23 protein-coding genes are annotated in these 24,799 nt (G+C 66.2%); 13 read left to right on the forward strand and 10 right to left on the reverse strand.

Annotated elements, in window-relative coordinates; all coding sequences use genetic code 11:
• Window positions 1-73: 73 nt before the first annotated feature.
• The 5 genes from ACQR1E_RS19555 to ACQR1E_RS19575 form a co-directional block, all read right to left on the reverse strand.
• Complete coding sequence (locus ACQR1E_RS19555) at window positions 74-1,246, reverse strand: M20 aminoacylase family protein (protein ID WP_315714803.1); 1,173 nt, start codon at window positions 1,244-1,246, stop codon at window positions 74-76.
• 194 nt (window positions 1,247-1,440) lie between these two features.
• Window positions 1,441-1,653, reverse strand: a complete 213-nt coding sequence (locus ACQR1E_RS19560; protein ID WP_315737382.1) for an MJ0042-type zinc finger domain-containing protein — start codon at window positions 1,651-1,653, stop codon at window positions 1,441-1,443.
• 83 nt (window positions 1,654-1,736) lie between these two features.
• Window positions 1,737-3,482 carry a CHAD domain-containing protein gene (locus tag ACQR1E_RS19565; protein ID WP_434897454.1) on the reverse strand — a complete coding sequence of 582 codons (1,746 nt, stop codon included), beginning with the start codon at window positions 3,480-3,482 and terminating at the stop codon, window positions 1,737-1,739.
• Between the two features lie 241 nt (window positions 3,483-3,723).
• Window positions 3,724-4,677, reverse strand: coding sequence for an exopolysaccharide biosynthesis protein (locus ACQR1E_RS19570; protein ID WP_434897455.1), 954 nt, complete (start codon window positions 4,675-4,677; stop codon window positions 3,724-3,726).
• A gap of 28 nt (window positions 4,678-4,705) precedes the next feature.
• Entirely contained in the window at window positions 4,706-5,683 is a 978-nt protein-coding gene (locus ACQR1E_RS19575; RefSeq protein ID WP_316225232.1) for a TerC family protein, read from the reverse strand.
• Between the two features lie 577 nt (window positions 5,684-6,260).
• Here ACQR1E_RS19575 and ACQR1E_RS19580 point away from each other — a divergent pair.
• Both ACQR1E_RS19580 and ftsH read left to right on the forward strand, forming a co-directional pair.
• Complete coding sequence (locus tag ACQR1E_RS19580) at window positions 6,261-7,214, forward strand: lipid kinase (RefSeq protein WP_315749338.1); 954 nt, start codon at window positions 6,261-6,263, stop codon at window positions 7,212-7,214.
• 66 nt (window positions 7,215-7,280) lie between these two features.
• Window positions 7,281-9,128 carry an ATP-dependent zinc metalloprotease FtsH gene (gene ftsH, locus ACQR1E_RS19585; protein ID WP_315714798.1) on the forward strand — a complete coding sequence of 616 codons (1,848 nt, stop codon included), beginning with the start codon at window positions 7,281-7,283 and terminating at the stop codon, window positions 9,126-9,128.
• A gap of 154 nt (window positions 9,129-9,282) precedes the next feature.
• On the opposite strand, the gene ACQR1E_RS19590 is transcribed toward ftsH, so the two are convergent.
• Window positions 9,283-9,825 (reverse strand): cytochrome b, encoded by a 543-nt coding sequence (locus ACQR1E_RS19590; protein WP_434897456.1) that lies wholly within the window; start codon window positions 9,823-9,825, stop codon window positions 9,283-9,285.
• A gap of 337 nt (window positions 9,826-10,162) precedes the next feature.
• Here ACQR1E_RS19590 and ACQR1E_RS19595 point away from each other — a divergent pair, with 337 nt between their 5' ends.
• Together ACQR1E_RS19595 and ACQR1E_RS19600 are read left to right on the forward strand one after the other, a co-directional pair.
• The gene (locus ACQR1E_RS19595; protein ID WP_315714796.1) at window positions 10,163-12,601 is read left to right on the forward strand and encodes a DUF2235 domain-containing protein; all 2,439 of its coding nucleotides are present in this window, start codon (window positions 10,163-10,165) and stop codon (window positions 12,599-12,601) included.
• Window positions 12,602-12,730: 129 nt separating this feature from the next.
• Window positions 12,731-13,495 carry a hypothetical protein gene (locus tag ACQR1E_RS19600; RefSeq protein ID WP_315749342.1) on the forward strand — a complete coding sequence of 255 codons (765 nt, stop codon included), beginning with the start codon at window positions 12,731-12,733 and terminating at the stop codon, window positions 13,493-13,495.
• A 24-nt stretch (window positions 13,496-13,519) separates the two neighbouring features.
• On the opposite strand, the gene purB is transcribed toward ACQR1E_RS19600, so the two are convergent.
• Window positions 13,520-14,827, reverse strand: coding sequence for an adenylosuccinate lyase (gene purB, locus ACQR1E_RS19605; protein WP_316225233.1), 1,308 nt, complete (start codon window positions 14,825-14,827; stop codon window positions 13,520-13,522).
• A 281-nt stretch (window positions 14,828-15,108) separates the two neighbouring features.
• Between purB and ACQR1E_RS19610 the strand changes: the two genes are divergently transcribed.
• Window positions 15,109-15,282 (forward strand): hypothetical protein, encoded by a 174-nt coding sequence (locus ACQR1E_RS19610; protein ID WP_316225234.1) that lies wholly within the window; start codon window positions 15,109-15,111, stop codon window positions 15,280-15,282.
• Complete coding sequence (locus tag ACQR1E_RS19615) at window positions 15,279-15,866, forward strand: TetR family transcriptional regulator (RefSeq protein WP_315714792.1); 588 nt, start codon at window positions 15,279-15,281, stop codon at window positions 15,864-15,866. The genes ACQR1E_RS19610 and ACQR1E_RS19615 overlap by 4 nt, the downstream gene beginning before the upstream one ends.
• Window positions 15,867-15,883: 17 nt before the next feature.
• On the opposite strand, the gene ACQR1E_RS19620 is transcribed toward ACQR1E_RS19615, so the two are convergent.
• Together ACQR1E_RS19620 and ACQR1E_RS19625 are read right to left on the reverse strand one after the other, a co-directional pair.
• Window positions 15,884-16,531 (reverse strand): response regulator transcription factor, encoded by a 648-nt coding sequence (locus tag ACQR1E_RS19620; RefSeq protein WP_315714791.1) that lies wholly within the window; start codon window positions 16,529-16,531, stop codon window positions 15,884-15,886.
• 10 nt (window positions 16,532-16,541) lie between these two features.
• Window positions 16,542-17,900, reverse strand: a complete 1,359-nt coding sequence (locus tag ACQR1E_RS19625; RefSeq protein ID WP_315749346.1) for a sensor histidine kinase — start codon at window positions 17,898-17,900, stop codon at window positions 16,542-16,544.
• Between the two features lie 194 nt (window positions 17,901-18,094).
• Here ACQR1E_RS19625 and ACQR1E_RS19630 point away from each other — a divergent pair, with 194 nt between their 5' ends.
• The 7 genes from ACQR1E_RS19630 to ACQR1E_RS19660 all read left to right on the forward strand — a co-directional run bounded on the left by ACQR1E_RS19630 (window position 18,095) and on the right by ACQR1E_RS19660 (window position 24,136).
• Window positions 18,095-18,874 carry a MotA/TolQ/ExbB proton channel family protein gene (locus ACQR1E_RS19630; protein WP_434844767.1) on the forward strand — a complete coding sequence of 260 codons (780 nt, stop codon included), beginning with the start codon at window positions 18,095-18,097 and terminating at the stop codon, window positions 18,872-18,874.
• The gene (locus ACQR1E_RS19635) at window positions 18,871-19,542 is read left to right on the forward strand and encodes a hypothetical protein (RefSeq protein ID WP_315714788.1); all 672 of its coding nucleotides are present in this window, start codon (window positions 18,871-18,873) and stop codon (window positions 19,540-19,542) included. Before ACQR1E_RS19630 ends, ACQR1E_RS19635 begins: the two co-directional genes overlap by 4 nt.
• Complete coding sequence (locus ACQR1E_RS19640; protein ID WP_315749351.1) at window positions 19,539-20,147, forward strand: hypothetical protein; 609 nt, start codon at window positions 19,539-19,541, stop codon at window positions 20,145-20,147. The genes ACQR1E_RS19635 and ACQR1E_RS19640 overlap by 4 nt, the downstream gene beginning before the upstream one ends.
• 44 nt (window positions 20,148-20,191) lie before the next feature.
• Entirely contained in the window at window positions 20,192-20,350 is a 159-nt protein-coding gene (locus ACQR1E_RS19645) for a hypothetical protein (RefSeq protein WP_434844766.1), read from the forward strand.
• A gap of 88 nt (window positions 20,351-20,438) precedes the next feature.
• Window positions 20,439-21,179, forward strand: a complete 741-nt coding sequence (locus ACQR1E_RS19650; RefSeq protein WP_316170295.1) for a metallophosphoesterase family protein — start codon at window positions 20,439-20,441, stop codon at window positions 21,177-21,179.
• Between the two features lie 3 nt (window positions 21,180-21,182).
• Window positions 21,183-22,640, forward strand: coding sequence for a serine/threonine protein kinase (locus tag ACQR1E_RS19655; protein ID WP_315714784.1), 1,458 nt, complete (start codon window positions 21,183-21,185; stop codon window positions 22,638-22,640).
• A gap of 164 nt (window positions 22,641-22,804) precedes the next feature.
• On the forward strand, window positions 22,805-24,136 hold the full coding sequence (locus tag ACQR1E_RS19660) for a dicarboxylate/amino acid:cation symporter (RefSeq protein ID WP_315714783.1): 1,332 nt from the start codon (window positions 22,805-22,807) through the stop codon (window positions 24,134-24,136).
• 133 nt (window positions 24,137-24,269) lie between these two features.
• Here the strand turns inward: ACQR1E_RS19660 and ACQR1E_RS19665 are convergent, their stop codons facing one another.
• Window positions 24,270-24,785, reverse strand: a complete 516-nt coding sequence (locus tag ACQR1E_RS19665; RefSeq protein WP_315714782.1) for a hypothetical protein — start codon at window positions 24,783-24,785, stop codon at window positions 24,270-24,272.
• Window positions 24,786-24,799 lie beyond the last annotated feature (14 nt).

A 24,799-nucleotide genomic window follows, 5' to 3' on the forward strand; every position in this document is an offset into this window, starting at 1 on the left:
AAGATCCTGGATTGCTTCGTCGCCTACGGCTCCTCGCAATGACGCTCGTTGCGAGCTTGCGCGGTCGCTCCGATCAGTTCGCCGGCATGCTCTTCTCGACCAGCTTCACCCAGTACGATGCGCCGGCGCTGAGGATGTTGTCGTTGAAGCGGTAGGCCGGGTGGTGGCATTCGTTGCCGGGGCCCATGCCGAGGAACACGAAGGCGCCCGGGCGTGCCTCCAGCATGAACGCGAAATCCTCGCCGCCCATCAGCGGAATGGCGCGGTCGTTGACACGCTCAGCGCCGGCGACGTCGCGGGCGACGTCGGCGGCGAAAGCCGCCTGCGCAGGGTGATTCATCGTCACCGGATATTTGCGCTCGTAGATCGCCTCGGCCGAGCCGCCATAGGCGCGCGCGGTGGCCTCGGCGACCTCGACGATGCGCCTCTCGACGAGATCGCGGATCTCCGGATCGAGCGTGCGCACGGTGCCCAGCATCTCGACCGTCTCGGGGATCACGTTGAAGGTGGTGCCGCCATGGATCGAGCACACCGAGATCACCGCCGACTTCAACGGATCGACGTTGCGGGCGACGATCGACTGCAGCGCGTTGACGATCTGCGAGGCGATCAGGATGCTGTCGACCGCCCGGTGCGGGCCGGCGCCGCCATGGCCGCCCTTGCCGGTGACCTTGATGTGGATCGCATCAGCCGAGGCCAGCATCGCGCCGGGCGAGATTTCGAAATGGCCTTCGGGCACGCCCGGCATGTTGTGCATGCCGTAGACCTCCTGGATGCCCCAGCGCGTCATCAGCCCGTCATCGACCATCGCCTTGCCGCCGGCGCCGCCTTCCTCGGCCGGCTGGAAGATGACGATGGCGGTGCCGTCGAAATTGCGGGTCTCGGCGAGATATTTCGCAGCGCCCAGCAGCATCGCGGTGTGGCCGTCGTGGCCGCAGGCGTGCATCAGGCCCGGCGTCTTCGAGGCGTAGGGAACGCCAGAGGTTTCCTCGATCGGGAGCGCATCCATGTCGGCGCGCAGGCCGATGGTCCTGCCGGAGGCCGACTTGCGGCCGCGGATCACGCCGACCACGCCGGTGCGGCCGATGCCCGTCACCACCTCGTCGCAGCCGAATGCGCGCAGCTTGTCGGCGACGATGCCGGCGGTGCGATGCACCTCGTACAGCAGCTCGGGATGTTCGTGGAAGTCGTGGCGCCAGGCGGCCATTTCGTCGGAGAGCGCGGCGATGCTGTTGAGGATGGGCATGAGGACCGGATGACTCGCTGAAGTGGATCGGGACGCTGCAGTGGATGCGGCCAAGCCAGCCGGCAGCACCGCGCGGTGACCGACTATGACCCGGTCAAAAAAGCCAGGCAAGTTGCCGCCGGCCATGGCGCCATGCGCGGATGCGCGGTCACCTCGACGGACCACGCCGGGCGTTCCGGATTGCGGAACGGGAGTCAGGCGAGCGGGGCGGGCGCCGGTACGCGGGGATATTTGCGCTCGGGTGGTACCTCCAGGCGGAAGGCCCGCAGCTTCGGCTCGTCCCACGCCGCCAATGGCGTGCCGCAGACGCCGCAGTCGAACCGCCCGGCAGCGCCAACGGCGGAGGTCGATTCCGCGATCTCGTAGGCGGCACGGCAATGGGGACACGTCACGCTGGATATCTTCATGAGATCACGCTCCCAAACAGCTCGACCAGACGCCTTGAACCAGATCAATGCGGTCCATGAACCGACGTCACCGCGTCCGGTCGTCACGCCTCCTCGGCCTGCCATGGCGTCGGCGCCTTCGTGAAGGCGCGCCACGCCTCGCGCAACGGCTCCTCCACGCCGGCCATGGCATGCGACTGCCAGCCGGTGATCGCGGCGGCCGCGATCGCCGCCTCGGTGGAGGCGGTGCCGAGGGTCTCGATCACGCCGGCGGTGACCGCCATGTCGTTGTAGTGGCCAAGCTGTTCCTGGAAGCCGGCGAGCGTCCTGGCATATTTCTTCGCCGATTTGCTCGCGCCGTAGAGCGGCAGCAGGAAGTCGATGCTGTAGCGCAGCTTCTTCAGCGCGAGACGCAGCCGGTGGCGCCGCTCGGCCGACAGCTTCTTGAAGCGGCGGCCGCGCTTGAGCACCTTCTGGTGGCGCTCCGACAGGACAGGCCCGGCAAAATCGATCGCGGGCGCCGCGAGGCGTCGGAGATCGTCGGGGGAGACGTCGTTGCGCCAGCCGCGGGTCTCGATCCATTCGCCGAGGCCGAGCACGAAAGCGGCGCAGCGGCGCTCGGCAAGCGCGATGCGCAGCGTGCGATAGGCGAGATCGCGCCGCCGCTCGCAGAGCGCCCGGAGCGAGTCGAAGCCTGCAACAGTGGGGCAGGCCTCGGCGATCTCGGGCAGCGTATCGGTCAGGAACACGTCGAGGTCGCGCGCCGCCGAGAGGCTCTGTGCCAGCCAGCGCGCATCCGCCTCGAGACCGTCGAGCGTCGCCGAGGTCCCGAGCGGCCGCATCAGGTGCAACGCGGCGCGCAGGCGGCGCAGCGCCACCCGCAACTGATGCACGCCTTCCGTATCGCGTCCGTCCTCTGCCGCAGGCATGGCCTGCAGCAGATGATGCAGGCTGCCGCGCAGGACGAGGGCGAAGCTCTCGTCGAGAGACACCGCCGGATCGAGACGCAGCTTGGGCGGCTTTTCGGCCCCCGGCGCTGCTCCGGCTGCGAGGTCGAAACCGCGCGCGGATTTGCTGCGGATCGAAGGTCTGATCGGTCCGTGATCGGCGATGCGCTGTGCGATCTCGTAGATGGCGGCGGGGTTGCCGCTCTTGAGCTCCAGCTCGATCTCGCTCACGATCTCACGCTGCTCGCCGGCCTTGATGACACCGCTGTCGAACGCGATCTCGATGGTCGCACCGGGCACGTCGAGCATGCGCGCGTGACGATGCACGTCGGCCGTGAACACCGCCTCGAGCGTTGCCTCGGCCAGCGCGGAGCGAAGCTCCTCCGGCAGCAGCGCGGCCGCCAGCACCGGATCTGGCGCCAGCGAGCCGACGCTGGCCTCCCACTCTCCGCGCTTGAGCGGGTCGTCGCTGTGCTGCTCTTTCACAGTCTGCACGAAGCGCGAGCCGCTCTGGCGCACCCGCAAGGTGAAGCCGTTCTTCCACAGCGTGCGCTTCGGCGTGTCGTAGTAGACCGATGTCAGATGCTTGCGCGAGCCCTTGTTGCGCGCATGCGCGGTGACGACCGGTGCGTTGTTGAAGCCGGCGAGTTGATCGGGCGCGACGAGGAGTTTCAGCTCGATCTCGTGGCCGCTGCCGGCCGCCGGATCCGGCAAGGACGGCGCCGCGACCTCCACGCCAAGCGCTGCGGCATCCTCCTGCGTGGCCGCGTGATCGGCTAGGTGCTGCGCAGTCAAGCGATCGGCGGCGCCACCGGGATCGCTGCTCGCCGACTCACCACTCTCCCGCACGCCGACCGCATGGCCACTGCCGTGGATCGACGCCGGTGCGTTCGAATCGGGCATGTGTCGATTCTGTAACCGTTTAATGACAGTCATCTCTCGTATAGCTGCAGCCGGCACAAAGGGACAGTGGCATTTCTCGCAGGCCGTCGACGATGCGCGACGCGCCAGAGCTTACCGGTCGCATTTTTTGTTGCTGCTTCAATGACAAGTGCTCGCGCTTCCGGCCGGCAGGTGCTCACGAAGATATGTCCGTCGCAGCCGCAATGCACCGTCGTGCGGCCGCGCCGCCACAGGCGGAACTTCAGATCGAGCCGGTGAGCATGAAACGCGTGGCGATGAAGACGGCGGCTGCGGTGGTCGCAATGCTCGCGGCGGCCACGAGGCCGCGGCCGCGACGCGCCAGCGCGCGGGAGCGCTCGCGCGGATCCTGCGCCGGATCGACGGATGCGCGCCGGCTGCGCCGGTGGCGTACCGCCTGCACCCAGAAGGCAAGCGCCGCGATGCCGGTTACCACTGCAAATACGGTTGTCACGCCTGCGGCAAAGCCGAGATCGACACCGACGCTTTCCAGCATCGCCCGCAGATGCACAGCTAAGCGGGCCAGGAGAGTTGCGGCATAGTCGGCTGCTGCGGCGCCGGTGTAGAGCAGAACGGCAGTCCAGACCACCGCAGCCATCGCAATCAGGATCGACACGAGCACGGCGAGGCCGTCGCCTGCCATGAAGCCGATCGAGGCGGCGATCAGCGCCAGCGCCGGCATCACGTTGCCCATCGGGATCGGCAGGATGATGGTGACCGCCATCAGAAGCAGCGGCAGCGCGAGCAGCATCCGCGCCGGCCGGCCGGTCAGCCAGACCAGCCTGTCCTCGCGCAGGCCGCGTTCGGCATAGCCCGCCCAGTCGAGACCGGCGCGGATGATCTTGCGCAGCAGCCGCTGCGGCACCGGCCGGCGGCGCAACTGTTCGGGCAGCCATAGCCGCTCGGCGCCGAACAGGATCTGCAGCGCGACCAGCGCGACGAACATGCCGAACACCATGCCGAATGGGCCCGGCAACGGGATCAGCGCCGGCAGGGTCAGCAGCAGCAGGGTCAGGCCAAGACCTTCCGATTCCAGCCGGTCGAACAACTCGCCGATCGACGGCTCCTCCGACCGCACCGTCCGGGCGATCGCGAGCAGCCGGCGGCTGATCGGCCCGTTGTGACGGCGCGGCGCCGAGGAGTCCTCGTCGTCGGATGCGACATCATTCACTGCCACGCAGCAACCTCTTGTCCTTCGACCTGCCTCACTTCATCGGCTCGACCGCAGGCCGCGTCTTCCACAGCGAATAGGCGATGCCGGCGCCGAGCAGACCGAAGGTGATGCCGAGCGAAATCGCGGGCGGAAACTTCTCGAGCCCGAGCAGGTCGGCCAGGAAGATCTTCGAGCCGATGAAGATCAGCACCGCCGCCAGCGCCAGCTTGAGATACTGGAAGCGATCCACCATCGCGGCAAGCGCGAAATAGAGCGCGCGCAGGCCGAGGATCGCGAAGATGTTCGACGTGTAGACCACGAAGGGGTCGGTCGAGATCGCGAAGATCGCGGGCACCGAGTCGACCGCGAAGATGACGTCGGCAAACTCGATCAGGATCAGCGCCAGGAACAGCGGCGTCATGAACCAGGTCGGCTTGCCGCGCGCATCAGGCTGGCGCACGAAGAAGCGCTCTTCGTGCAGGCGGTCGGTGACGTCGAAGCGGCGGCGCACCCAGGCCAGCGCCGGGTTGGCGCCGATGTCGTGCGGCGTGTCCTTGAACACCAGCATCTTGATGCCGGTCGCGACCAGGAACAGCGCGAACAGATAGAGTACCCAACTCGCCTGGGCGACGATCGCGGCGCCGAGGCCGATCATGATCGCGCGCAGCACGATGACGCCGACGATGCCCCAGAACAGCACGCGGTGCTGATAGGCGCGCGGGATCGAGAAGTAGCTGAAGATCATGGCGATGACGAAGACGTTGTCCATCGCCAGCGCCTTCTCGATCGTGAATGCGGTGAGATAGGCGGTGCCGGCCTCGGCGCCGATTTGCCACCACACCCAGGCGCCGAAGGCGAGGGCGAGCATGATGTAGATGCCGCTCATGACGAGGCTCTCGCGTACCGAGATCTCGCGCGTCTTGCGATGGAGGATGCCGAGATCGAAGACGAGGAGGGCGAGCACGATTGCGAGGAAGGCGAGCCACATCCAGACGGGCTTGCCGGCAAACGCGATGAGCAGGAATTCCACGAGGGGTCCCTCTTTCAAGCCGGTGAGATTGATGTCAGGTCCGACATCGTGAGCGCACCGGCAGCTTCACCAGAGGGGCCCGGACCAGGGGTAGGCGATGGACGTATGTGTCTGCCGAGTGGTTTTCAAGAGCCTGCGGTTTTCAAGAGCCCGCCGTTCGCATCTGCGTTCGGCAAGATGAACGGCGAGGTGCGACAGAGTGTCTGCTGCCCGGCGGCCGTCTTGCGGCCGGGCGGCGGTGAACTAATTCCAGAGGGCCGGAGATCCGGGCCCCTCTGATAGTCCGTGAGACTATGATGTCGGACTCTCTTTCATGACCGCTGCCGCTGGCGGTATTGCGCACTTCGGGCGCTATTGAGGAGTTTGACGAGGTGCGGCCCCACGCGTCGCTTGTTGCTATCGGGCCTTGCGGCTCTCGCCCCCACATCACCATCCCAACAATCGTTACCCCGCTGAAACCTCCCGGCATCGCCTGGATGGGCGGCGGTGATCGTGATGGAACCGGAGCGCCTGCTCGCCACTTTGTATGGAACCTGTGCGCTGGAGCGCGCTGGCATTTTGTGTACGGGAGACAATCGTGACCACGGGGGGTGACCAGGTATCGATCGCGAAGGCGCCGCCGTCGCGCCCGGCCGTGGCAACGCGCCGCCTCTTGATGATCATCAATCGCGGCAGCCGCTCCGGCGGCGAGGCGGCCGGCGTTGCCGTGTCGCGGCTGAGCGCAGCCGGCTATGATCTCGTGATCTCGGCGCCGCATAGTCCGCGCGAGGTGGCGCCGTGGATCGAAGCCCATGCCGACGATGCGGAAGCGGTCGTCGTCGCCGGGGGGGACGGCAGCCTGAACGCGGCTGCGCCTGCACTGCTCAAGACCGGCCTGCCGCTGGGCATCATTCCGGCTGGCACCGCCAATGACCTTGCCCGCACGCTTGGCCTGCCGGCGGATATGGAGGCCGCGGTCGATGTGATTGCGGCCGGCCATCGCCGCCGGATCGATCTCGGCGAGGTCAACGGGCACCCGTTCTTCAACGTCGCCAGCCTCGGCTTGAGCGCCGAGCTCGCGCGGCAGCTGACCAAGGAAACCAAGCGGAGGTTCGGCCGGCTCGGCTATGCGCTCACGGCGCTGAAGGTGCTGACCAATGCACGGCCGTTCCGCGCGATGATCGTATCGTCCGACGGCGCGGTGCGGGTGAAGACACTGCAGATCGCGGTCGGCAATGGCCGCTACTACGGCGGCGGCATGGCGGTCGATCACCGCGCCGAGATCGACGATTCCCATCTCGATCTGTATTCGCTGGAGATCGGCCGCATCTGGAAGCTGCTGGCGATGGCCTATGACTTCCGCAAAGGCCGCCACGGCCTGTGGCAGGAGGTGCGGGCCTCGCGTGATACATCGTTCGAGATCCGCACGCGCCGTCCGCGCCGGATCAATGCCGATGGCGAGCTCGTCACCTTCACGCCGGCGCGCTTCTCCGTGCTGCCGCGTGCGGTCACGGTGTTCGTGCCCGAGGTCGCAGCGCAGGACCGCACCTGACGCGCGGCCGCTTGATCCGCCGTTCGCGGACACTCGATTTCGACTGATCACCCGATTGAGAGACCCATGACCAAGCAGACCCGCTTCAATCTCTGGTACGCAATCGTCGCGATCTTCGTCGCGATGATGATCCACAATGCGTGGACGAGCTATCGCCAGGTCGCCGTCATTCCCTACAGTCAATTCCAGGACCTGCTCGCAGCCGGCAAGGTGAAGGAGGTCGGCGTCTCCGAGAACTACCTGGAAGGCACGCTGAAGGAGCCGCTGCCCAGCGGCCAGTCGCGCTTCGCGACGACGCGCGTCGACCAGGAGTTCGCCAAGGAGCTCAGCAAGGCCAACGTCACCTTCACCGGCCGCGTCGAGAGCAACATCCTCGGCGACATCCTCTCGCTGGTGATGCCGATCGCGCTGTTCTTCGGCGTCTGGTACTGGCTGTCGCGCCGGATGATGGGCGGCGCCGGCGGGCTCGGCGGCGGCCTGATGCAGATCGGCAAGAGCAAGGCCAAGGTCTACGTCGAATCCAACACGGGCGTTCGCTTCGACGACGTTGCCGGTGTCGACGAGGCCAAGGACGAACTGCGCGAGATCGTCTCGTTCCTGAAGGATCCGAAATCCTATGGCCGTCTCGGCGGCCGCATGCCCAAGGGCGTGCTGCTGGTCGGCCCGCCCGGCACCGGCAAGACGCTGCTCGCCAAGGCGGTCGCGGGCGAGGCCGGCGTGCCGTTCTTCTCGATCTCGGGCTCGGAATTCGTCGAGATGTTCGTCGGCGTCGGTGCCGCGCGCGTGCGCGACCTGTTCGAGCAGGCCCGCGCCAAGGCGCCCGCAATCATCTTCATCGACGAGCTCGATGCGCTGGGACGTGCCCGAGGCATGGGCCCGTTCGCCGGCGGCCATGACGAGAAGGAGCAGACCCTGAACCAGTTGCTGGTCGAACTCGACGGCTTCGATTCCTCGACAGGTCTCGTGCTGCTGGCGGCGACCAACCGGCCCGAGATTCTCGATCCGGCGCTGCTGCGCGCCGGCCGCTTCGACCGCCAGGTTCTGGTCGACCGGCCCGACAAGCCGGGTCGCATCCAGATCCTGCAGGTGCATCTGAAGAAGGCCAAGCTCGCCGCCGACGTCGATCCGGAGAAGGTCGCGGCGCTGACGCCCGGCTTCACCGGCGCCGATCTCGCCAACCTCGTCAACGAGGCGACCTTGCTGGCGACGCGGCGCGGCGGCGACGAGGTCACGCTCGATGATTTCAACAATGCGATCGAGCGCATCGTCGCCGGATTGGAGAAGCGCAACCGGCTGCTCAATCCGAAGGAGCGCGAGATCGTCGCCTATCACGAGATGGGGCATGCGATCGTCGCGATGAGCCTGCCGGGCACCGATCCCGTGCACAAGGTGTCGATCATCCCGCGCGGCGTCGGCGCGCTCGGCTACACCATCCAGCGCCCGACGGAAGATCGCTTCCTGATGACGCGCGAGGAGCTCGAGAACAAGATGGCGGTGCTGCTCGGCGGCCGCGCCGCGGAGCTCGTGGTCTACGGCCATCTGTCGACGGGCGCCGCCGACGATCTGCGCCGCGTCACCGACATCGCGCGCTCGATGGTGACCCGCTACGGCATGTCGGAGCAACTGGGCTCGGTCGCCTATGAGCGCGACAACCAGTCGTTTCTTGCGCCGGGCGTCTCACGCAGCGCCGAGTATGGCGAGGCCGCAGGGGATGCGATCGACGCCGAGGTGCGTGCGATCGTGACGAACGCGCTGGAGCGCACCCGCAAGCTGCTCCAGGACAAGCGCGACGTGCTGGAGCGCGCGGCGCGCCGCCTGCTGGTCAAGGAGACGCTCGACGAGAGCGAGCTCGCCGCCCTGCTGAAGCAGGACCAGCGCGCCGGCGATCTCGTTGTGGCAGCGAAGCCGATATAGTTGTCGAGTCGGGGAGCAAAGGCGCGGCCGTGCGGTCTCCACGATCGGGATTGTGTAGCGCCGTGCCCATCGTCTTGGCAATGAGCTCGCCGCACGACGATGGGCACGCTGCCGGCTGACGGCGGCTGCTTTGCCCACCCTACGGCGGCCACGCTCACCGCCGCGGCCACATCCGGGCCAGCGCCTCGTCCTTCTTGACAAACGCGTGCCAGAGCGTGGCCGCAATGTGCAGGCCGACCACGAGATAGGCCAGATAGGCCAGCGTATCATGCGTGATCTCGCCGGCATGGGCGATCGTCCTGTCGCCGGCGAACAGGCGCGGCCAGCTGAAGGTCCCGAAATAGCGCAGCGAGTAGCCGCCGGCCGACGAGAACATGTAGCCGGTGACGGGCATGATCAGCAGCAGCGCATAGAGCGCCCAATGATTGAGCTGCGACAGCGCGCGGACCATCGGTCCGAACGTGGCCGGAGCGGCCGGCGCCGTGGTGCGAGCCCGCACGATCACGCGGATAATGGCCAGCATAAACAGCGTGACGCCGAGCGATTTGTGAACCTCCAGCAGCTCCCGCCGCGGCGACGTCCCGGCCGGCTGAAGGCCGCAATACAGCCCGATCAGCATCGCTGCGATGAACAGCAGGGCGGTCGCCCAATGAATCCATCGCAGCAGGGGATCGTAGCTCGCGATCGTCTCGGGCATGTCGGGCTCGTCAGTGGTGAATTCCGGCGACCTGCTTAGTCGCGGATCTGACCTCTGTCGAAGGATCAGAGGTCGACGACGAGATGTCGGACAACCGCACAAAGGCATCTGCTGATCATTTTTGAGTGATTCCATGCGTGCCGCTCTGTCAGTCGCGCCTCGATAAGCCGTCCCCCGTTCGATGACCGCATTGGATCAAGCGACGATGTTGCCTTGCGGATGACGGGCGGTGCTGAGAACTGAGCGGGTGGTCCTGCGGGCTCGCGCAGGGATTGTGCCTTGATTTTCCTGCAATTGCGGACCAATCTCCCTGCCGGCATTCTGGTCGGGGGGCCTCGTGTCCAATCCTGTTGCAAAGAACATCGTGCTGTTGTCGGACGGGACCGGCAACAGCGCCAAGGCCGTGTTCAAGACCAATGTCTGGCGCCTGTTCCAGCTGCTGGACCTGCGCGATCCGCGCCGGCAAGTTGCCTTTTATGACGATGGCGTCGGAACGTCCTCCTTCAAGCTGTTCGCAGCCCTCGGCGGCATCTTCGGCTTCGGCCTGAAGCGGAATGTGATTGCGATCTACAGCTTCTGCTGTCGCAACTACAAGCCGGGCGACCGCATCTACTGCTTCGGGTTCAGCCGCGGTGCCTTCACCATCCGTATCGTGGCGGCAATGATCGCGGGGCAGGGGCTCGTCGCCTACGACGACAATGAAGCCGATCTCGCCCGGTTCGCCGCAGACGCCTATCGCCGCTATCGGCGTCGCTACAATAGCGGAATTCTCAGATATCTCGGCAAGATCGGCCTGGACCTGCGCGGAGTGCGCGACTGGGGAATCAGAACGCTGCGCAGAGTGCAGGGCGTGGCGCTGCAGGCTCCGCCAGCAGTCGAGGTCGAGAGCGTGCATTTCGTCGGCATTTGGGACACCGTTGACGCCTACGGCGGGCCGATCGAGGAGATGACGCGCGCCATTGACTATTGGATCTGGCCGCTGTCGATGCCGGACCAGTTCATGAATTCCAAGATCCATCGCGCTTGCCACGCCCTCGCGATCGAAGAAGAGCGTGACGCCTTCCGCCCGGTGATCTGGGATGAGCGCTATGTGTGGGGACGGGACGAGGCTGTTTCAGGCCGCAGTGACAAGAAGGACTGGCTGTTCGGCATCGACCACGATCCGCGCAGCGCGGCTGCGAAACTGGCCGAGCCGCCGCCGCATCTGCGCACCGATCTGCCGCCACGTGACCGCGAGCGCATCAGCCAGGTGTGGTTTACCGGCGTGCATTCCGACATCGGCGGCGGCTATCCGCAGGATGGCCTTTCCTATGTGACGCTCGATTGGATGCTCGACCGCGCCCAGGCCTATGGTCTCGTCTATCTCGACGGGCGGCGCAGGCTGCTCTACGATCCCGAGATCGATCCGCTCGACACGCTGAACGACTCGCGCAAGGGGCTTGCGGCCTACTACCGCTACAAGCCGCGCAATCTGCGCGAGATCTATGACGCGCCGCCCTACAAGCTATCGCTCCGGTACGATGTCAGTCGCATCAAGTGGCTGCTTCATTCGCCGTTCAAGGCCCAGACCGGGCTTCTTGCTGACGATCTGCATCCGAGCCTGCCGCAGCCACCTCTGCCGCCGGTGAAGCCGACGATCCACCGCACCGTGTTCGAACGCATTGGGTCGGGTCCCGATCACTATGCACCGGTGGTCGTACCCGCCGCTTACCGCGTCACGGATGAGACCGATACGCCGGTCGATGCGCTGCATCCGCTCGATCACGGGCACGCGCGGACGCGGGTGCAGGACGATGTCTGGAATTGGGTCTGGCTGCGCCGCGTGGTCTATTTCGCCACCATGTTCGCGCTGCTGTTCGTCGCGGCGATCCCATATTTCGTCATCTATTGGCCGCGCGTGCTTTATGAGCCCTTGCATGGGCTGGTAAATCCGCTGGTCAACGGAGCGGCAGCCTTCTTGCCCAAATTTCTCGACCCATGGTTCGTCGCGTTTCGGGATTCGCCGGGTTTGCTGGTGGTCGGTGTGGCCGCTGCGCTCGGCTTGACGGCGTGGGGCACCTCACTGCAGCGAACGATCCGCGACGCCGCACGCATCGCCTGGAACGATCCATCCCGGCACAAGCCGGTGACCGGCTGGCGCGCGACGGTTTATTCGCTGCGACGCCAGGGCTGGTATGTTGCCGGTTTCTATCTGCTGAAAACGTGGATCTTCCCGTTCGCCATCATGTTCTGGCTGTTCTGGTGGCTGGGGTTCGGCGCGGCCAATACGGCCGGGCTGTTCTGCAAGGAGACGCTGAGGCCGATCGAGGTCGAGGAGACAGAGATCGGCGCATACCCTGGTGGAAGCATCCGGCCAGTATTCGAGACGCGTCACCATTGCTATCCGACAGCGCTGACCGTGGCGCAGGGCGAGACCTATCAGATCGTGCTCGACGTCGGGGAGGCATGGAGCGACGGCGGCATCCCTGCGACTCCGGCCGGCTTCGGTTACGGCACCTGGACCCAATTGCCTGGGATACCCTTCAAGCGGCTGATCTGGTCGAACTGGTTCGCACCGATCGTGCGGGTGGGCAGCACCGGGCTGGAGGAGCATCTCCCGGCTTTCCAGCAGGAAACGCCCGGCAGCAGCCGCTGGACAGCCAGGTTCACGGCCCGCAGCGATGGGGAGGTGTTCGTCTACGTCAACGACACGTCCATCATGCTTCCTTGGCTGCTGTTGTATCGATTCTACTTCAACAACAAGGGCAACGCGGTCGTCTCGTTGAAGAAGCTGTAGCTGCAAGCGCTGCCAGGTCTGGCACTTGTCGAGCGTGACGTCGTCACGCTTCAGATGCTGCGCGGCACGGGCTGGTGTTGGCGTCGGGGCTGGGTAGGATACAGGCATTGATCGACTGCGAAGAGTACCATGACCCGACGAAGCTGGACAGGATGGACCGCACGCTTGGCGCTCGCCGCCGTCACGCTCGCCGGTGCCAGCGCCCATGCCGCCGAGCGGACGATGTCCTGGGACAGCGGCTGCCGTTTCACGGTCCGGTACGATCCCGCCAAGCACGACGAGACGCGGCTGCGCAACACCGTCCGTCTGCTGTTTGGCCCGTCCGATTTCGACTCGCCGGGCACGTTGCCGGCATTCGACCCGAAGGCGGTCGCGGCGCTCGACGCCGACAAGATCGACCGCGCCTGCAAGGCCACGCTCGACGCTGCCGCGCGGCTGGAGTTCATCGCGCTGCCCGGCATCGATGACTATCGGCGCGCCAGGGTGGCGGAGCTGAAGGACAGTTGCGATTTCGACCTGGTGCAGACCCGCGGATTCAAGACGCCCTCTACGCTGCGCGACTACCAGCCTGCCGCCGCCTGCGCGCGCTTCGTCGACGCGATCGAGGGCAAGACCGACCTGCAGCAGATGTTTCGCCAGACCGTCGACAAGGGCTGCGCCGACAACGCCAGCCCGAAGGCCTGCGTCGCCCGCTACGTCGCCGAGGCGCAGAAGCCGGACGGCCAGGAGCGCATGCGGATCTATCTGGTCAATTTCGGCTGGAGCAATTGCGCTATCAACTACAACCTCCGCAACACCGGCGAGAAGAAGATGGAGGCGATGCGGAGCGCGCTCGAGACCCAGTTCCGGAAGATGTTCAAGGTCAAGCAGGACAAGTGCGAGGAGGCGGACTGAGGCGTCCGCCCGCTCGACGCGCGCTCAGCTCTCCCCGAACACGCGCTTGAAGATCGTGTCGACGTGCTTGAGGTGGTAGCCGAGGTCGAACTGCTCGTCGATCTCGGCGTCGGTCAGGTACTTCTTCACGTCAGCATCGGCCTTGAGCAGGGTGCGGAAGTCGCCTTCGCCGCGCCAGACCGGCATCGCGTTGCGCTGGACCAGTCTGTAGGAGTCCTCGCGGCTCGCGCCCTTCTGGGTCAACGCGATGAGCACGCGCTGCGAGTGGACGAGGCCGCCGAGCTTGTCGAGGTTCTTCTCCATGTTGGCCGGGTAGACCAGGAGCTTCTCGATCAGGCCGGCGAGGCGGATCAGCGCGAAGTCGAGCGTGACGGTGGCATCGGGGCCGATCATGCGCTCGACCGAGGAGTGCGAGATGTCGCGCTCGTGCCAGAGCACGACGTTCTCCATCGCGGGCGTCACATAGGCGCGCACCATGCGGGCGAGACCGGTGAGGTTCTCCGACAGCACCGGATTGCGCTTGTGCGGCATCGCCGACGAGCCCTTCTGGCCCTCCGAGAAGAACTCCTCGGCTTCGAGCACCTCGGTGCGCTGCAGATGGCGCACTTCGGTCGCCAGGCGCTCCACGGACGATGCGATGACGCCAAGGGTCGCAAAGAACATCGCGTGGCGGTCGCGCGGAATCACCTGGGTCGAGATCGGCTCGGGGCTGAGGCCCATCGCCTTGGCGACGTGCTCCTCCACCCGCGGATCGATCTGCGCGAAGGTGCCGACGGCGCCGGAAATCGCGCAGGTCGCGACTTCCTTCCGCGCGGCGACCAGGCGCTCGCGCGCGCGAGAGAATTCGGCATAGGCATAAGCGAGCTTGAGACCGAACGTCACCGGCTCGGCGTGGATGCCGTGCGAGCGGCCGATGGTCGGCGTCATCTTGTGCTCGAAGGCGCGCGTCTTCAGCGCCGCCAGCACGCGGTCGAGATCGGCGAGCAGCAGGTCGGCCGCACGGGTGAGCTGGACGTTGAGGCAGGTGTCGAGCACGTCCGATGACGTCATGCCCTGGTGCACGAAGCGCGCCTCGGGACCGACGATCTCGGCGAGATGGGTCAGGAAGGCGATGACGTCGTGCTTGGTCTCGCGCTCGATCTCATCGATGCGGGCGACGTCGAAGGTGGCGTCCTTGGCCTTGGCCCAGATCGTCTTGGCGGCCTCCTTCGGGATCACGCCGAGCTCCGCCAGCGCGTCCGCCGCATGCGCCTCGATCTCGAACCAGATCTTGAACCGGGTCTGCGGCTCCCAGATCGAGGCCATTTCGGGACGGGAATAGCGGGGGATCATCGACGGCGCTCCGAGGCGGGAGGGAAGGTGGGCGGGACCAAGCGTCCGCGCCGGCATTTTACGCCGCGCTTTACCAGAGCGGCCGGATCGACACAAACGGCGGTCTTTCCGGCTGCTCGGCATGCCGTTACCGGATCATAATACCATTTTCAAAAAATCGCGCTGACAGATATTGAAATCTGTCAGCGCGATGGTGTATGTCGATCCTGCCATCTTGCTTAAGACCAACTTCCACTGTCTGACCTTGGGTTCAGCGGTTTCAACTGCGAAGGACCGCTTCGATGAAGATTGAAAAGCGATTGTTGCACTCACAATTTCAGGACTGGCTGAATCTCCAGGTCGCGCGTCACCTGGAGGCCCAGGCCACCAGGTTTCGCGCGCCATCGTCCACCGACCAGGCTGAGACGATCCAGATCAAGGCGAATTCGTCCGACGCCGATATGGTGCACGCATGAATGAGGCCGTGGTTCTGACATCCGAGCGCATCCTCGAAGTCACCGAGGACGTGTTGCGCCGTTATGGGCTCGCCAAAGCGACGGTCGTCGACGTCGCGAGAGCGCTCGATGTCAGCCACGGCTCCGTCTACCGTCACTTTCCGAGCAAGGCGTCGCTGCGTGAGGCGGTTGCCAAGCGCTGGCTCGAGCGGGTCAGCGCGCCGCTGGCGCAGATCGCGGCCGAGCCGGGACCGGCGCCGGCGAAGCTGGAGCGCTGGCTGCGCGAGCTGTTCGGCGCCAAGCAGAAACGGGTCTGTGAAGATCCGGAGATGTTCGCGACCTATCTCACCCTGGCGCGCGAGGCGTGCTCGGTAGTCAAGGCGCACAAGCAGAACCTGATCGCCCAGGTCGAGGGCATGATCGCTGAGGGGGTCGCGCAGGGGACGTTCGATGTCGCTGATCCCAAGACCGCGGCCGCGGCGATCTTCGACGCGACCCGAAGCTTCCATCATCCCGCCCACGCTGACGAATGGGGCGAATGCACCTGCTCGGCCCGCGTCGATGCCGTGCTGACCCTGCTGCTCCGTGGACTTCAGGCGCGCTAGGCGCGCGCTCATCCGGGCTACAAATCCGTCAGCCCGCTGGTCACCGCCAGCCGCACCAGCTGCGCATCCGTCTGCAGTCCCGTCTTGGCCTTCACCAGATAATGATAGTTCTGCACCGTCTTGACGCTGAGGTGCAGGTTCGTGGCGATCTGCTCGGTGGTCAGGCCCGACGCGAACTGGCGCAGGATTTCGATCTCACGCTCGCCGAGCCGGTCGAGCACGGTCTGCTGCGGATCGAGACTGTCGGCGGCCAGCACATGGGCGACGTCGTCGCTGAGCGCGCGCTCCCCGCTGATCACCATGCGGATGGCACGGACCAGCGCCGACGGCTCGCTGCTCTTGGTGACGAAGCCGCTCGCGCCGGCGGCGAACGCCGCCTTCACCAACGGCGCCTCGCCATGCATCGAGAACACGAGGATGCAGGCGCGATTGTCGCGAGCGCGGATATTGCGGATCGCCTCCAGCCCGCTGGCGCCCTTCATCGAGATGTCGAGCACGACCACGTCGGGCGCATGCGCCTTGAACGCGGCATAGGCCGCCGCGGCGCTGTCGGCCTCGGCGATGACTCGAAACCCGTCCTGGCTCTCCAGCACGCGGCGATAGCCTTGCCGGACCACCGGGTGGTCGTCGACCAGCAGGATCGAAATGCCTGTGCGCTCGGGCATCCCCGTAATCTCAGGCGGCCAGTGGAATTGTCGCGGAGACGCTGAGCCCGCGCGCGGCCGGTCCGATCGACAGCGAGCCGCCGACGGCGGCGATGCGCTCGCGGATTCCGGTCAGGCCGAAGCCGCTCGATTGCGCCAGCAGGGTCGCATCGCCGCCGCCGTCGTCCTCGACTGAAATCAGCAGCGCACCGTCGGGCCCGGAGCGCCGCTCGACCCGCAACGACACCTCGCTCGCACTGGTGTGGCGCAGGGCGTTGGTCAGGCACTCCTGCGCCATCCGGTAGGCGGTGACCGCGACCGGGCCCTGGATGTCGGCGAGATCACCGTGGAGGTCGAGCCGGATCGCCGGTCGCGCGGCGTGCTGATAGTTCTCGGTCAGCGCGATCAGGCCTGCGGCGAGGCCGAGCTCCTCGGTGAGCGGACGGCGCAGTCGGCTCAAGGTGCCGCGCAGGCACGCCATCAGATGGCTGACGGATCGCGTGATCATGCGTGCGTCCTGGGCGATCTGATCGTTGCGGCCGTTGCCGGCGCTCTCGATCGTCGAGGCAAAAGCGAGGATCGCCGTGAGGTTCTGCCCGAACTCGTCGTGCAGCTCGCGGGCGAGCGCCCGCCGCTCCTCGTCGCGGATGTCGAGCAGGCGCTCGGTCAGCGCGGCGCGCTGCTCATTGGCCTGCGCCAGCCGGTCGCCGAGCTCGCCGACGGCGCGGCCGATCATCGCGAGCTCCATCGAGCGGAAGCGCGGCAGCGAGGGGCGGTGGTCGCCCTCGGCCATCCGCTGCAGCGCCGAGACGATGCTGCGCGCCGGCGCCAGCGCATGGGCGATCGCCAGCGAGGCCAGTACGCCGATCGCGACCGCCATCGCCAGCGCCACGCCAAAGCTGTCCTGGATGCGCAGCCAGGCGAGCTGGATCGCCGCATCGGGATCGGCGATCGCCGAGACGGTTCCCGCCGTGGTGGCGCGCGCGCTGATCGGCTGCGCGACCGCCGCGTGATCGCCGAGGATGGCTTCCACGGCGCTTGAGAACCAGCGCGGCGGCGCGGCGCCGAGGCCCTTGCTCTGGCCGCACAGCGGCTTCTCGAATGCGGCCTCGGGCTTGAACTGTACGCAGATGCCGGGCGCGATCAGCTTCATGGTCTCGGTCGTGCGCCAGTCGGGCAGCGGCAGCAGCCGCTCGCGCGATCGGTTGCCGCGCAGCAGCAGCTCGCGCCAGTACAGCGCCTCCAGCGCCTGCGAGACCCGGTCGGCCGATGCCGCGGTGGCGCGGTCGACGCTGCGATAGGCGTCAACGGTGACCCATACGGCCGCGGCGGCCAGACACAGCAGCACGATCAGCGCAAGGCGCGCAATGAGCTGGAGCACGAGACGCATGCGATCCTCTCCACGGCTTTTGCCGCAGCGTAACAATGGGCTGGTGCTCCGCCAAGCAAATGCACTGCAGCAAGCGGCAGGTTGGGAAATTTTCCCGAGAGCCTCGAGGCAGATGTCTTTGGACGCTGTTCCGCTGCTCTGCTTAACTCGTCTGCGAAGCGCCGAACGAAACGGCGCGCATCGGGAGTTCATGCATGAGCGTGGTCAGCAGTGCCGAACGAGTGGAACCTGCGCGCGACGCAGCCGAGCGCGGGCCGCTGCTGCTCTGGATGATCTTCACCGGCCTCACGATATTCGCCGGCGTGGTGCTCGCCCGCTACGGCTATTTCCACCTGATGGTCGCCTCCGACCGCACCTACATCTCCAGCGTCATCGCCGTGCTCTACGTCGCCACGTGCTGCCATTGCTTCTGGCGCACCAGAGCGATCGCGCGCGAGGCGGATGCGGCGCGGTGCTGCCGCGCCGTGCTGATCGGGCCCGATGCGGCGCGCGCGCTCGAACCTGATGCGCAGTTGCTTCCCAAAGGGCTGGTCACCAACCACATCCGCAGCCTCGTCACCAAGGCGCGGACGCAAGGGGCAGGGCGGCTCGACCAGACGCTGCTGCTGCGGACGCTCGCCGACCGCCTGCGCGGCTCCAACGGCTTCGGCGGCTTCGCATCGGACACGCTGATGAAGCTCGGCCTGCTCGGCACCATCATCGGCTTCATCATCATGCTGGCGCCGATTGCCGGCCTCGACGTCAACGACAAGCTGGCGATGAAATCCTCGATGGGGCTGATGAGCGACGGCATGGCGGTGGCGATGTACACGACGCTCGCCGGCCTCGTCGGCTCGATCCTGGTGCGCATCCAGTACTACATGCTGGACGCGGCGACCGGGCGCGTGTTTTCGGACGCGGTCATGCTCACCGAGACGCGGGTGACGCCGCGGCTCGAGCGCGCGATGGATCGCGCGCCGGAGCAGGGCGCATGATGGACGATTTCGGGCTCTATCCGCGCGAGGAGCAGTTCGACCCGTTCAGCGTCATGCTGTTCAAGGCGCTGCAGATCGTCGCGTTCTTCTTCTTCATCGCGGTGCTCGCGATCTCGCCGGACGCCAAGGACGGCAAGGTCGACTCGAAGGCCGAGTTCCTGATCACGATGGACTGGCCGGATAATCATCCCGACGATCTCGACCTGTTCGTGCAGGACCCCGTCGGCAACATCGCCTGGTACCGGCATCGCGAGGCCGGCTTCCTCACCCTCGATCGCGACGACCGCGGCGGCGCCAACGATTTCATCCTGGTCAACGGTCTGAAGATCCCGTCGCCGATCCGCGAGGAGATCGTGACCATCAGAGGAATCGTCGCCGGCGAATACACCGTCAACATCTCGCATTTCCAGAACGTCAGCGGCGCGCCGGTCGAGGCCACCGTGAAGGTGCAGAAGCTCAACCCGACCGCGCAGGTGATCTTCGACGACAAGGTCGTGCTCGACCATTCCGGCGACGAGAAGACGGCGCTGCGCTTCAAGCTCAATGCCGAGGGCAAGGTGATCGACGTGCAGCGCCGACCGAAATCGCTTTTGGAGACGTTCCGCAGCAATTGGCGCAATGGCGCCGATCTCGATCCCAAGACCGGCGTCAGGGTGATCAGGCGATGATGAGCAGTCTGCAGACCGTCATCGTCACGCTGTCCGTGTGCTACGCGCTGATCGGCGCGCTGCTCTTGCTGGTGCTGGTCTATGCAAGGCTGCCTTGGCAGGCCAAGGCGGTCGCCGTGGTCATCACCAGTGCGTTCTATGTCGGCAGCTTCGCCGGCGCCCGCGGCCTGCTCGGCTGGGCCAGCGTCGACCGGCTGCCGAGGAGCTTCAAGGTGCTGCAGGTGCGGATCGTCGATCCGCACTCCGTCGAGGGCGATCCCGGCGCGGTCTATCTGTGGGTCGAGGCGCTCGACGACGACAACCGTCCGAGCGGCGTGCCGCGCGCCTATCGTATTCCCTACAGCGACACACTTGCCGACAAGGCTCAGCACGCCGCCGACCAGATCGCGGCGGGCCATCCGCAGGGCGGCCGCGCCGCCGATTTCGGCACCGGCGACGGCGGGGTCATCGACGCCGCGCGCGAATACATTCTGCCGAAGACGATCATCGAGACCGCCGGCGGTGATCCCTCCACCGGCGAGTTCAAGGCCGCCAAGAACGCCGGCGACGGCGTCTCGTTCACGCCACTGCTGCCGCCGCGCATGCCGCCGAAGGACGAGCAGTAGGCGGCTGCGGCCGTATCCTCCCGCGCGAAGCTCGCGCGCGGGCAATGGCGAGCATCGGGACGTTCCTGGCACGGCGCCTCGAGCTCAAGATCAACAAGGTCAAGAGTGCGGTCGCCAGACCGAACCGCCGCAAGTTCCTGGGCTTCGGCTTTACCCAGGGAAGAAAGCCGCACCGGCGCATCGCAGGGGACCTGCAACGCTGACATTCCGCATCTCTCCGCCTATCTTGTTTGATGTTCCTCAAGTCTCGTGTGGCCACGGCCGCTAGCCTTGAGAACCGGAGGACACGGGTTGCTGCTGGCGATTTTCACCGATATCCATGCCAATCGGCAGGCCTTCGCGGCCTGCCTAGAGGCGGCGCGTGCGCGTGGCGCGGATCGTCTCATCTGTCTCGGCGACATCGTCGGCTATGGCGCCGATCCGGAATGGTCGGTCGACACCGTCATGGAGATCGTCGCCGGTGGCGGGCTGGCGGTGCGCGGCAATCATGACAATGCCGTCTCGACGGCAAGCGAGAGCATGAATGCCGAGGCGCAGGCGGCGATGGAGTGGACGCGCGGGCGGCTCAGCGCCGAGCAGCGCCGCTTTCTCGCCGAGCTGCCGATGAGTATCGGTGACGACGACCGGTTGTTCGTGCATGCGGAGGCGTCCAGCCCGCCGCGCTGGCGCTATGTGCAGTCGTCCGCCGATGCCGCGCGCAGCATGATCGCGACCGAGGCGCAGGTAACGTTCTGCGGCCACATCCACCGTCCGGCGCTGTACTCGATGTCCGCCACCGCCAAGATGACGAGCTTCACCCCGACCGCCAACATGCCCATTCAGCTGTTGCGCGGCCGGCAATGGCTGGCCGTGGTCGGCTCGGTCGGCCAGCCGCGCGACGGTGATCCCGCCGCGTCGTTCGTGACCTTCGACACCAGGACCCGCGAGCTGACCTATTGCCGCGTGCCCTATGACGTCGAGGCGGCGGCGCAGCGCATTCGCGACAACGGCCTGCCGCCCTGGCTGGCGCAACGGCTCTCGATGGGGCGCTAGAGCATGACGAAATCAAGGCTCAAGCCGGGCGTCGTGATCGACGGCTTCACGGTGGGTGAATGCGTGCATTCCGGCGGCATGGCGACGTTGTGGAGCGTCACCCATCCGGACATCGACCGGCCCATCCTGATGAAGGTGCCGCGCGTCTCCGAGGGCGAGGATCCTGCGGCGATCGTCAGCTTCGAGATGGAGCAGATGATTCTGCCAAAACTGTCGGGACCGCACGTGCCGGCCTGTTTCGGCACCGGCGATTTCGCCACCCAGGCCTATGTGGTGATCGAGCAGATTCCAGGCGATACGCTGTACAAGCGGCTGCCCGAGCTGCCGCTGGCTTACGAGGAGGCGCGGGTGCTGGTCGCGAAGATCGCGACCGCGCTCGCCGATATTCACCGGCAGCACGTCATCCATCACGACATCAAGCCCTCCAGCATCATGTTCCGGCCGACGGGGGAGGCGGTGCTGATCGACTACGGCCTGTCCTGCCACAAGCACTTGCCGGATCTCTTGCAGGAGGAGTTCCGCCTGCCTTACGGCACCGCGCCCTACATGGCGCCGGAGCGCATGATGGGCACGCGTAGCGATCCGCGCAGCGACATCTTTTCGCTCGGCGTGCTGCTCTACTTCTTCACCACCGGCGTGCGGCCGTTCGGCGAGACCGAGACCCTGCGCGGCATGCGCCGGCGGCTGTGGCGCGATCCCTATCCACCGCGACAGCTGAAGCCGGACTATCCGCCGTGGCTGCAGGAGATCGTGCTGCGCTGCCTGGAGATCGAGCCGGTGTGGCGCTACCCGACCGCGGCGCAGCTCGCCTTCGATCTCGGCCATCCCGACCAGGTCAAGCTGACGGCGCGTGCGGAGAAGGTCAAGCGCGACCCGATCACGGCCGTGTGGCGCCGCCGCTTCAACCGCGGCCTGGTGCAGCCGGAACAGAAAACATCCGACGTCGCGGTGCAGATCGCCTCCAGCCCGATCGTGGCGGTCGCGATCGACACCGTGGAAGGCGGCGAGGAGCTCAACGGCGCGCTGCGGCTGACCGCGCAGCGCATCCTCGCCACTTTGCCCGCGGCTCGGCTCGCCTGCGTCAACGTGCTGAAGCTCGGGCGTCTCACCATCGACCGCACCCTGGACGAGGAGGGCAACAACAAGCACATCGACCGCATGGTCGCGCTGAAGCACTGGGCGACGCCGCTCAAGCTCGACACGAGCCGGCTGACGGTGCACGTGCTGGAGGCGGTCGATCCGGCGGCCTCCATCATCGAATTCGCCGAGGCCAACCAGGTCGACCACATCATCATCGGCGCCCGCCGCGATTCCGTGCTGCGCTCGCTGCTCGGCAGCGTCTCGGCGAAGGTCGCCGCGGAGGCGGGGTGTACGGTGACCGTGGTGCGGACACGGCTCGCGGCACGGGAAGCCGAGGGCGACGATGATGATGCGCCGGCAAGGGTCGTGTCGGGGGAATGATGGACATGCGATGAAGATCCACGGCGCCTCCAAGCACGACAGTCAGAACGGCATGCACAGGCTGAAAAGTGAGGCGCGGCTGCGGTTGCGTTTCGAAAGTTCCCCCTCCAAAGTGATCCGGCGCGTGCGGAACGTGTCGGTTTTTTTCTGAGGGGGGACGATCAATGGCGGCAACGGATGTGAGCATGGCGGGGACAGCCGCGCCGAAGCGAGGCCTGTTCGGCTCGCTCTTCTTTCAGGTCGTGGCTGCGCTCGTGCTCGGCATCCTGATCGGCGTCTTCGCGCCCGAGACCGCCCAGGGGCTCAAATTCTTCAGCGACGCTTTCCTGCGTCTGATCGCCATGGTGGTCGCGCCGATCGTGTTCTGCGTCGTCGTGCACGGCATTGCGAGCGCCGGCGATCTCAGGAAGGTCGGCCGCGTCGGCGTCAAGTCGCTGGTCTATTTCGAGGGCATGACCACGATCGCGCTGGCCTTCGGCCTCGTGCTGGCGCTGGTCTTCAGCCCCGGCCACGGCATGAACATCGACGTCTCCAAGCTCGACGCCAAGCAGCTCGCGAGCTTCGCCGACAACGCCCACAAGCTGCAGGGCGGCGGCTTCGGCGGCTTCATCCTCAACATCATTCCGCCGACGGCGTTCGACGCCTTTGCCCGCAACGACGTGCTGCAGGTGCTGTTCTTCGCGGTGATCTTCGGCGTCAGCCTGGCGCTGGTCGGCGAGCCCGGCAAGCCCGTGGTCGACCTGATCGAGTCCGTCGCCAAGGTGCTGTTCAAGGCGATGGGGCTGATCGTGCGCGTCGCGCCGCTCGGCGTGCTCGGCGCCATCGGCTTCACCGTCGGCAAATATGGCGTCGGCTCGCTCAAGCAGCTCTTGGCGCTGGTCGTGCTGTTCTACGTCTCGGTGGCGCTGTTCGTCGTGACCGCGCTTGGCCTCGTGATGCGCATGGCCGGCCTCAGCCTGTTCAAGTTCCTGCGCTATTTGAAGGAGGAGCTCCTGATCGTGCTGGCGACGGCGTCGTCCGACTCGGTGCTGCCGCAGATCATGCGCAAGCTCGAGGCGATGGGCGTCAAGCAGGAGGTCGTCGGCCTGGTCATCCCGACCGGCTATTCCTTCAACCTCGATGCGTTCTCGATCTACCTGACGCTCGCCGTCGTCTTCATCGCCCAGGCCACCAACACGCCGCTGTCGGTCAGCGACCTGCTGCTGGTGCTCGGCGTGTCGCTGGTCACGTCCAAGGGCGCCCATGGCGTGCCCGGCTCGGCCATCGTCATCCTGGCCGCAACGCTCGGCGCCGTGCCGGCGATCCCCGCGATCGGACTTGTGCTCGTGTTGTCGGTCGACTGGTTCGTCGGCATCGCGCGCGCCGTCGGCAACCTGATCGGCAACTGCGTCGCCACCGTCGTCGTCGCCGCCTGGGAGGACGACCTCGACCATGCCAAGGCGAAGGCCGTGCTCGACCGCGGCACGGCGGAAGAGGTGGAGTATCAGGGGGCGTGAGGGAGGATCACTAGGGGGAGAATGAGGGAGCGAGTACGGCGTGGATTGGTCGATCGCGCGATCGAGCCGGTGTTCGAGGCCGATGAGGAGAAGCTCTTCGTCGGCGGTTGCGGCCGAAGATTCGACGAGCGCATCAGGTGGCAGTCTTGCGATAGCCGATGTCGTGGCCGCATTCATAGCGGCCGCTCGGATCATGATTGCGCAATTCGTAGACCCGCTGCCATGTGCTCTCCCACGCGCCTTCGGCGGTCAGACAGGTCCGGGTTCCGTCAGCATCGATGTTGATCACCTTCCAGATTAGAAGCGCCACGCAGGCGAAAGAATCGAAAAATGCATCCAGAAACGAGGTGAACCAGCCGGAGTCCATGCCCATATGGCGGAACTCCGGTTCGTGCGCAGAACTCACCAGGCCCCAGGGGCAGCCCGGTCCGAAGCCGTGCTCACAATAGGCGATCTCGGCACCGGATTGTGCATCGCGAAGCACGAACCAGCAGGGATATTGCTCCCCCGGTTGGCCATAGTCCCAATCGCGCAGCACCATGTGAGGTGCGACGAGCATGCCGCGGATATGCGAGAGCACACGCTTGTCGGACAGCTCAGCCAATTCCCCTTCGATCAAGCTCTCCAGGCGTTCGGGAACGGTCGACATCAGCCGTGTATCCA

Source organism: Bradyrhizobium sp. HKCCYLRH1030 (genome assembly GCF_051168395.1).
In the GTDB taxonomy this organism is placed as follows: domain Bacteria; phylum Pseudomonadota; class Alphaproteobacteria; order Rhizobiales; family Xanthobacteraceae; genus Bradyrhizobium.

What these genes read in the sequence shown, in the direction of transcription:
- ACQR1E_RS19555 (WP_315714803.1), bottom strand. Translation starts at nt 1,246, where the DNA reads ATGCCCATCCTCAACAGCATCGCCGCGCTCTCCGACGAAATGGCCGCC.
- ACQR1E_RS19560 (WP_315737382.1), bottom strand. Translation starts at nt 1,653, where the DNA reads ATGAAGATATCCAGCGTGACGTGTCCCCATTGCCGTGCCGCCTACGAG.
- ACQR1E_RS19565 (WP_434897454.1), bottom strand. Translation starts at nt 3,482, where the DNA reads ATGCCCGATTCGAACGCACCGGCGTCGATCCACGGCAGTGGCCATGCG.
- ftsH (WP_315714798.1), top strand. Translation starts at nt 7,281, where the DNA reads ATGACCAAGCAGACCCGCTTCAATCTCTGGTACGCAATCGTCGCGATC.
- ACQR1E_RS19590 (WP_434897456.1), bottom strand. Translation starts at nt 9,825, where the DNA reads ATGCCCGAGACGATCGCGAGCTACGATCCCCTGCTGCGATGGATTCAT.
- ACQR1E_RS19600 (WP_315749342.1), top strand. Translation starts at nt 12,731, where the DNA reads ATGACCCGACGAAGCTGGACAGGATGGACCGCACGCTTGGCGCTCGCC.
- purB (WP_316225233.1), bottom strand. Translation starts at nt 14,827, where the DNA reads ATGATCCCCCGCTATTCCCGTCCCGAAATGGCCTCGATCTGGGAGCCG.
- ACQR1E_RS19610 (WP_316225234.1), top strand. Translation starts at nt 15,109, where the DNA reads ATGAAGATTGAAAAGCGATTGTTGCACTCACAATTTCAGGACTGGCTG.
- ACQR1E_RS19615 (WP_315714792.1), top strand. Translation starts at nt 15,279, where the DNA reads ATGAATGAGGCCGTGGTTCTGACATCCGAGCGCATCCTCGAAGTCACC.
- ACQR1E_RS19620 (WP_315714791.1), bottom strand. Translation starts at nt 16,531, where the DNA reads ATGCCCGAGCGCACAGGCATTTCGATCCTGCTGGTCGACGACCACCCG.
- ACQR1E_RS19625 (WP_315749346.1), bottom strand. Translation starts at nt 17,900, where the DNA reads ATGCGTCTCGTGCTCCAGCTCATTGCGCGCCTTGCGCTGATCGTGCTG.
- ACQR1E_RS19630 (WP_434844767.1), top strand. Translation starts at nt 18,095, where the DNA reads ATGAGCGTGGTCAGCAGTGCCGAACGAGTGGAACCTGCGCGCGACGCA.
- ACQR1E_RS19635 (WP_315714788.1), top strand. Translation starts at nt 18,871, where the DNA reads ATGATGGACGATTTCGGGCTCTATCCGCGCGAGGAGCAGTTCGACCCG.
- ACQR1E_RS19640 (WP_315749351.1), top strand. Translation starts at nt 19,539, where the DNA reads ATGATGAGCAGTCTGCAGACCGTCATCGTCACGCTGTCCGTGTGCTAC.
- ACQR1E_RS19645 (WP_434844766.1), top strand. Translation starts at nt 20,192, where the DNA reads ATGGCGAGCATCGGGACGTTCCTGGCACGGCGCCTCGAGCTCAAGATC.
- ACQR1E_RS19655 (WP_315714784.1), top strand. Translation starts at nt 21,183, where the DNA reads ATGACGAAATCAAGGCTCAAGCCGGGCGTCGTGATCGACGGCTTCACG.
- ACQR1E_RS19660 (WP_315714783.1), top strand. Translation starts at nt 22,805, where the DNA reads ATGGCGGCAACGGATGTGAGCATGGCGGGGACAGCCGCGCCGAAGCGA.
- ACQR1E_RS19665 (WP_315714782.1), bottom strand. Translation starts at nt 24,785, where the DNA reads ATGTCGACCGTTCCCGAACGCCTGGAGAGCTTGATCGAAGGGGAATTG.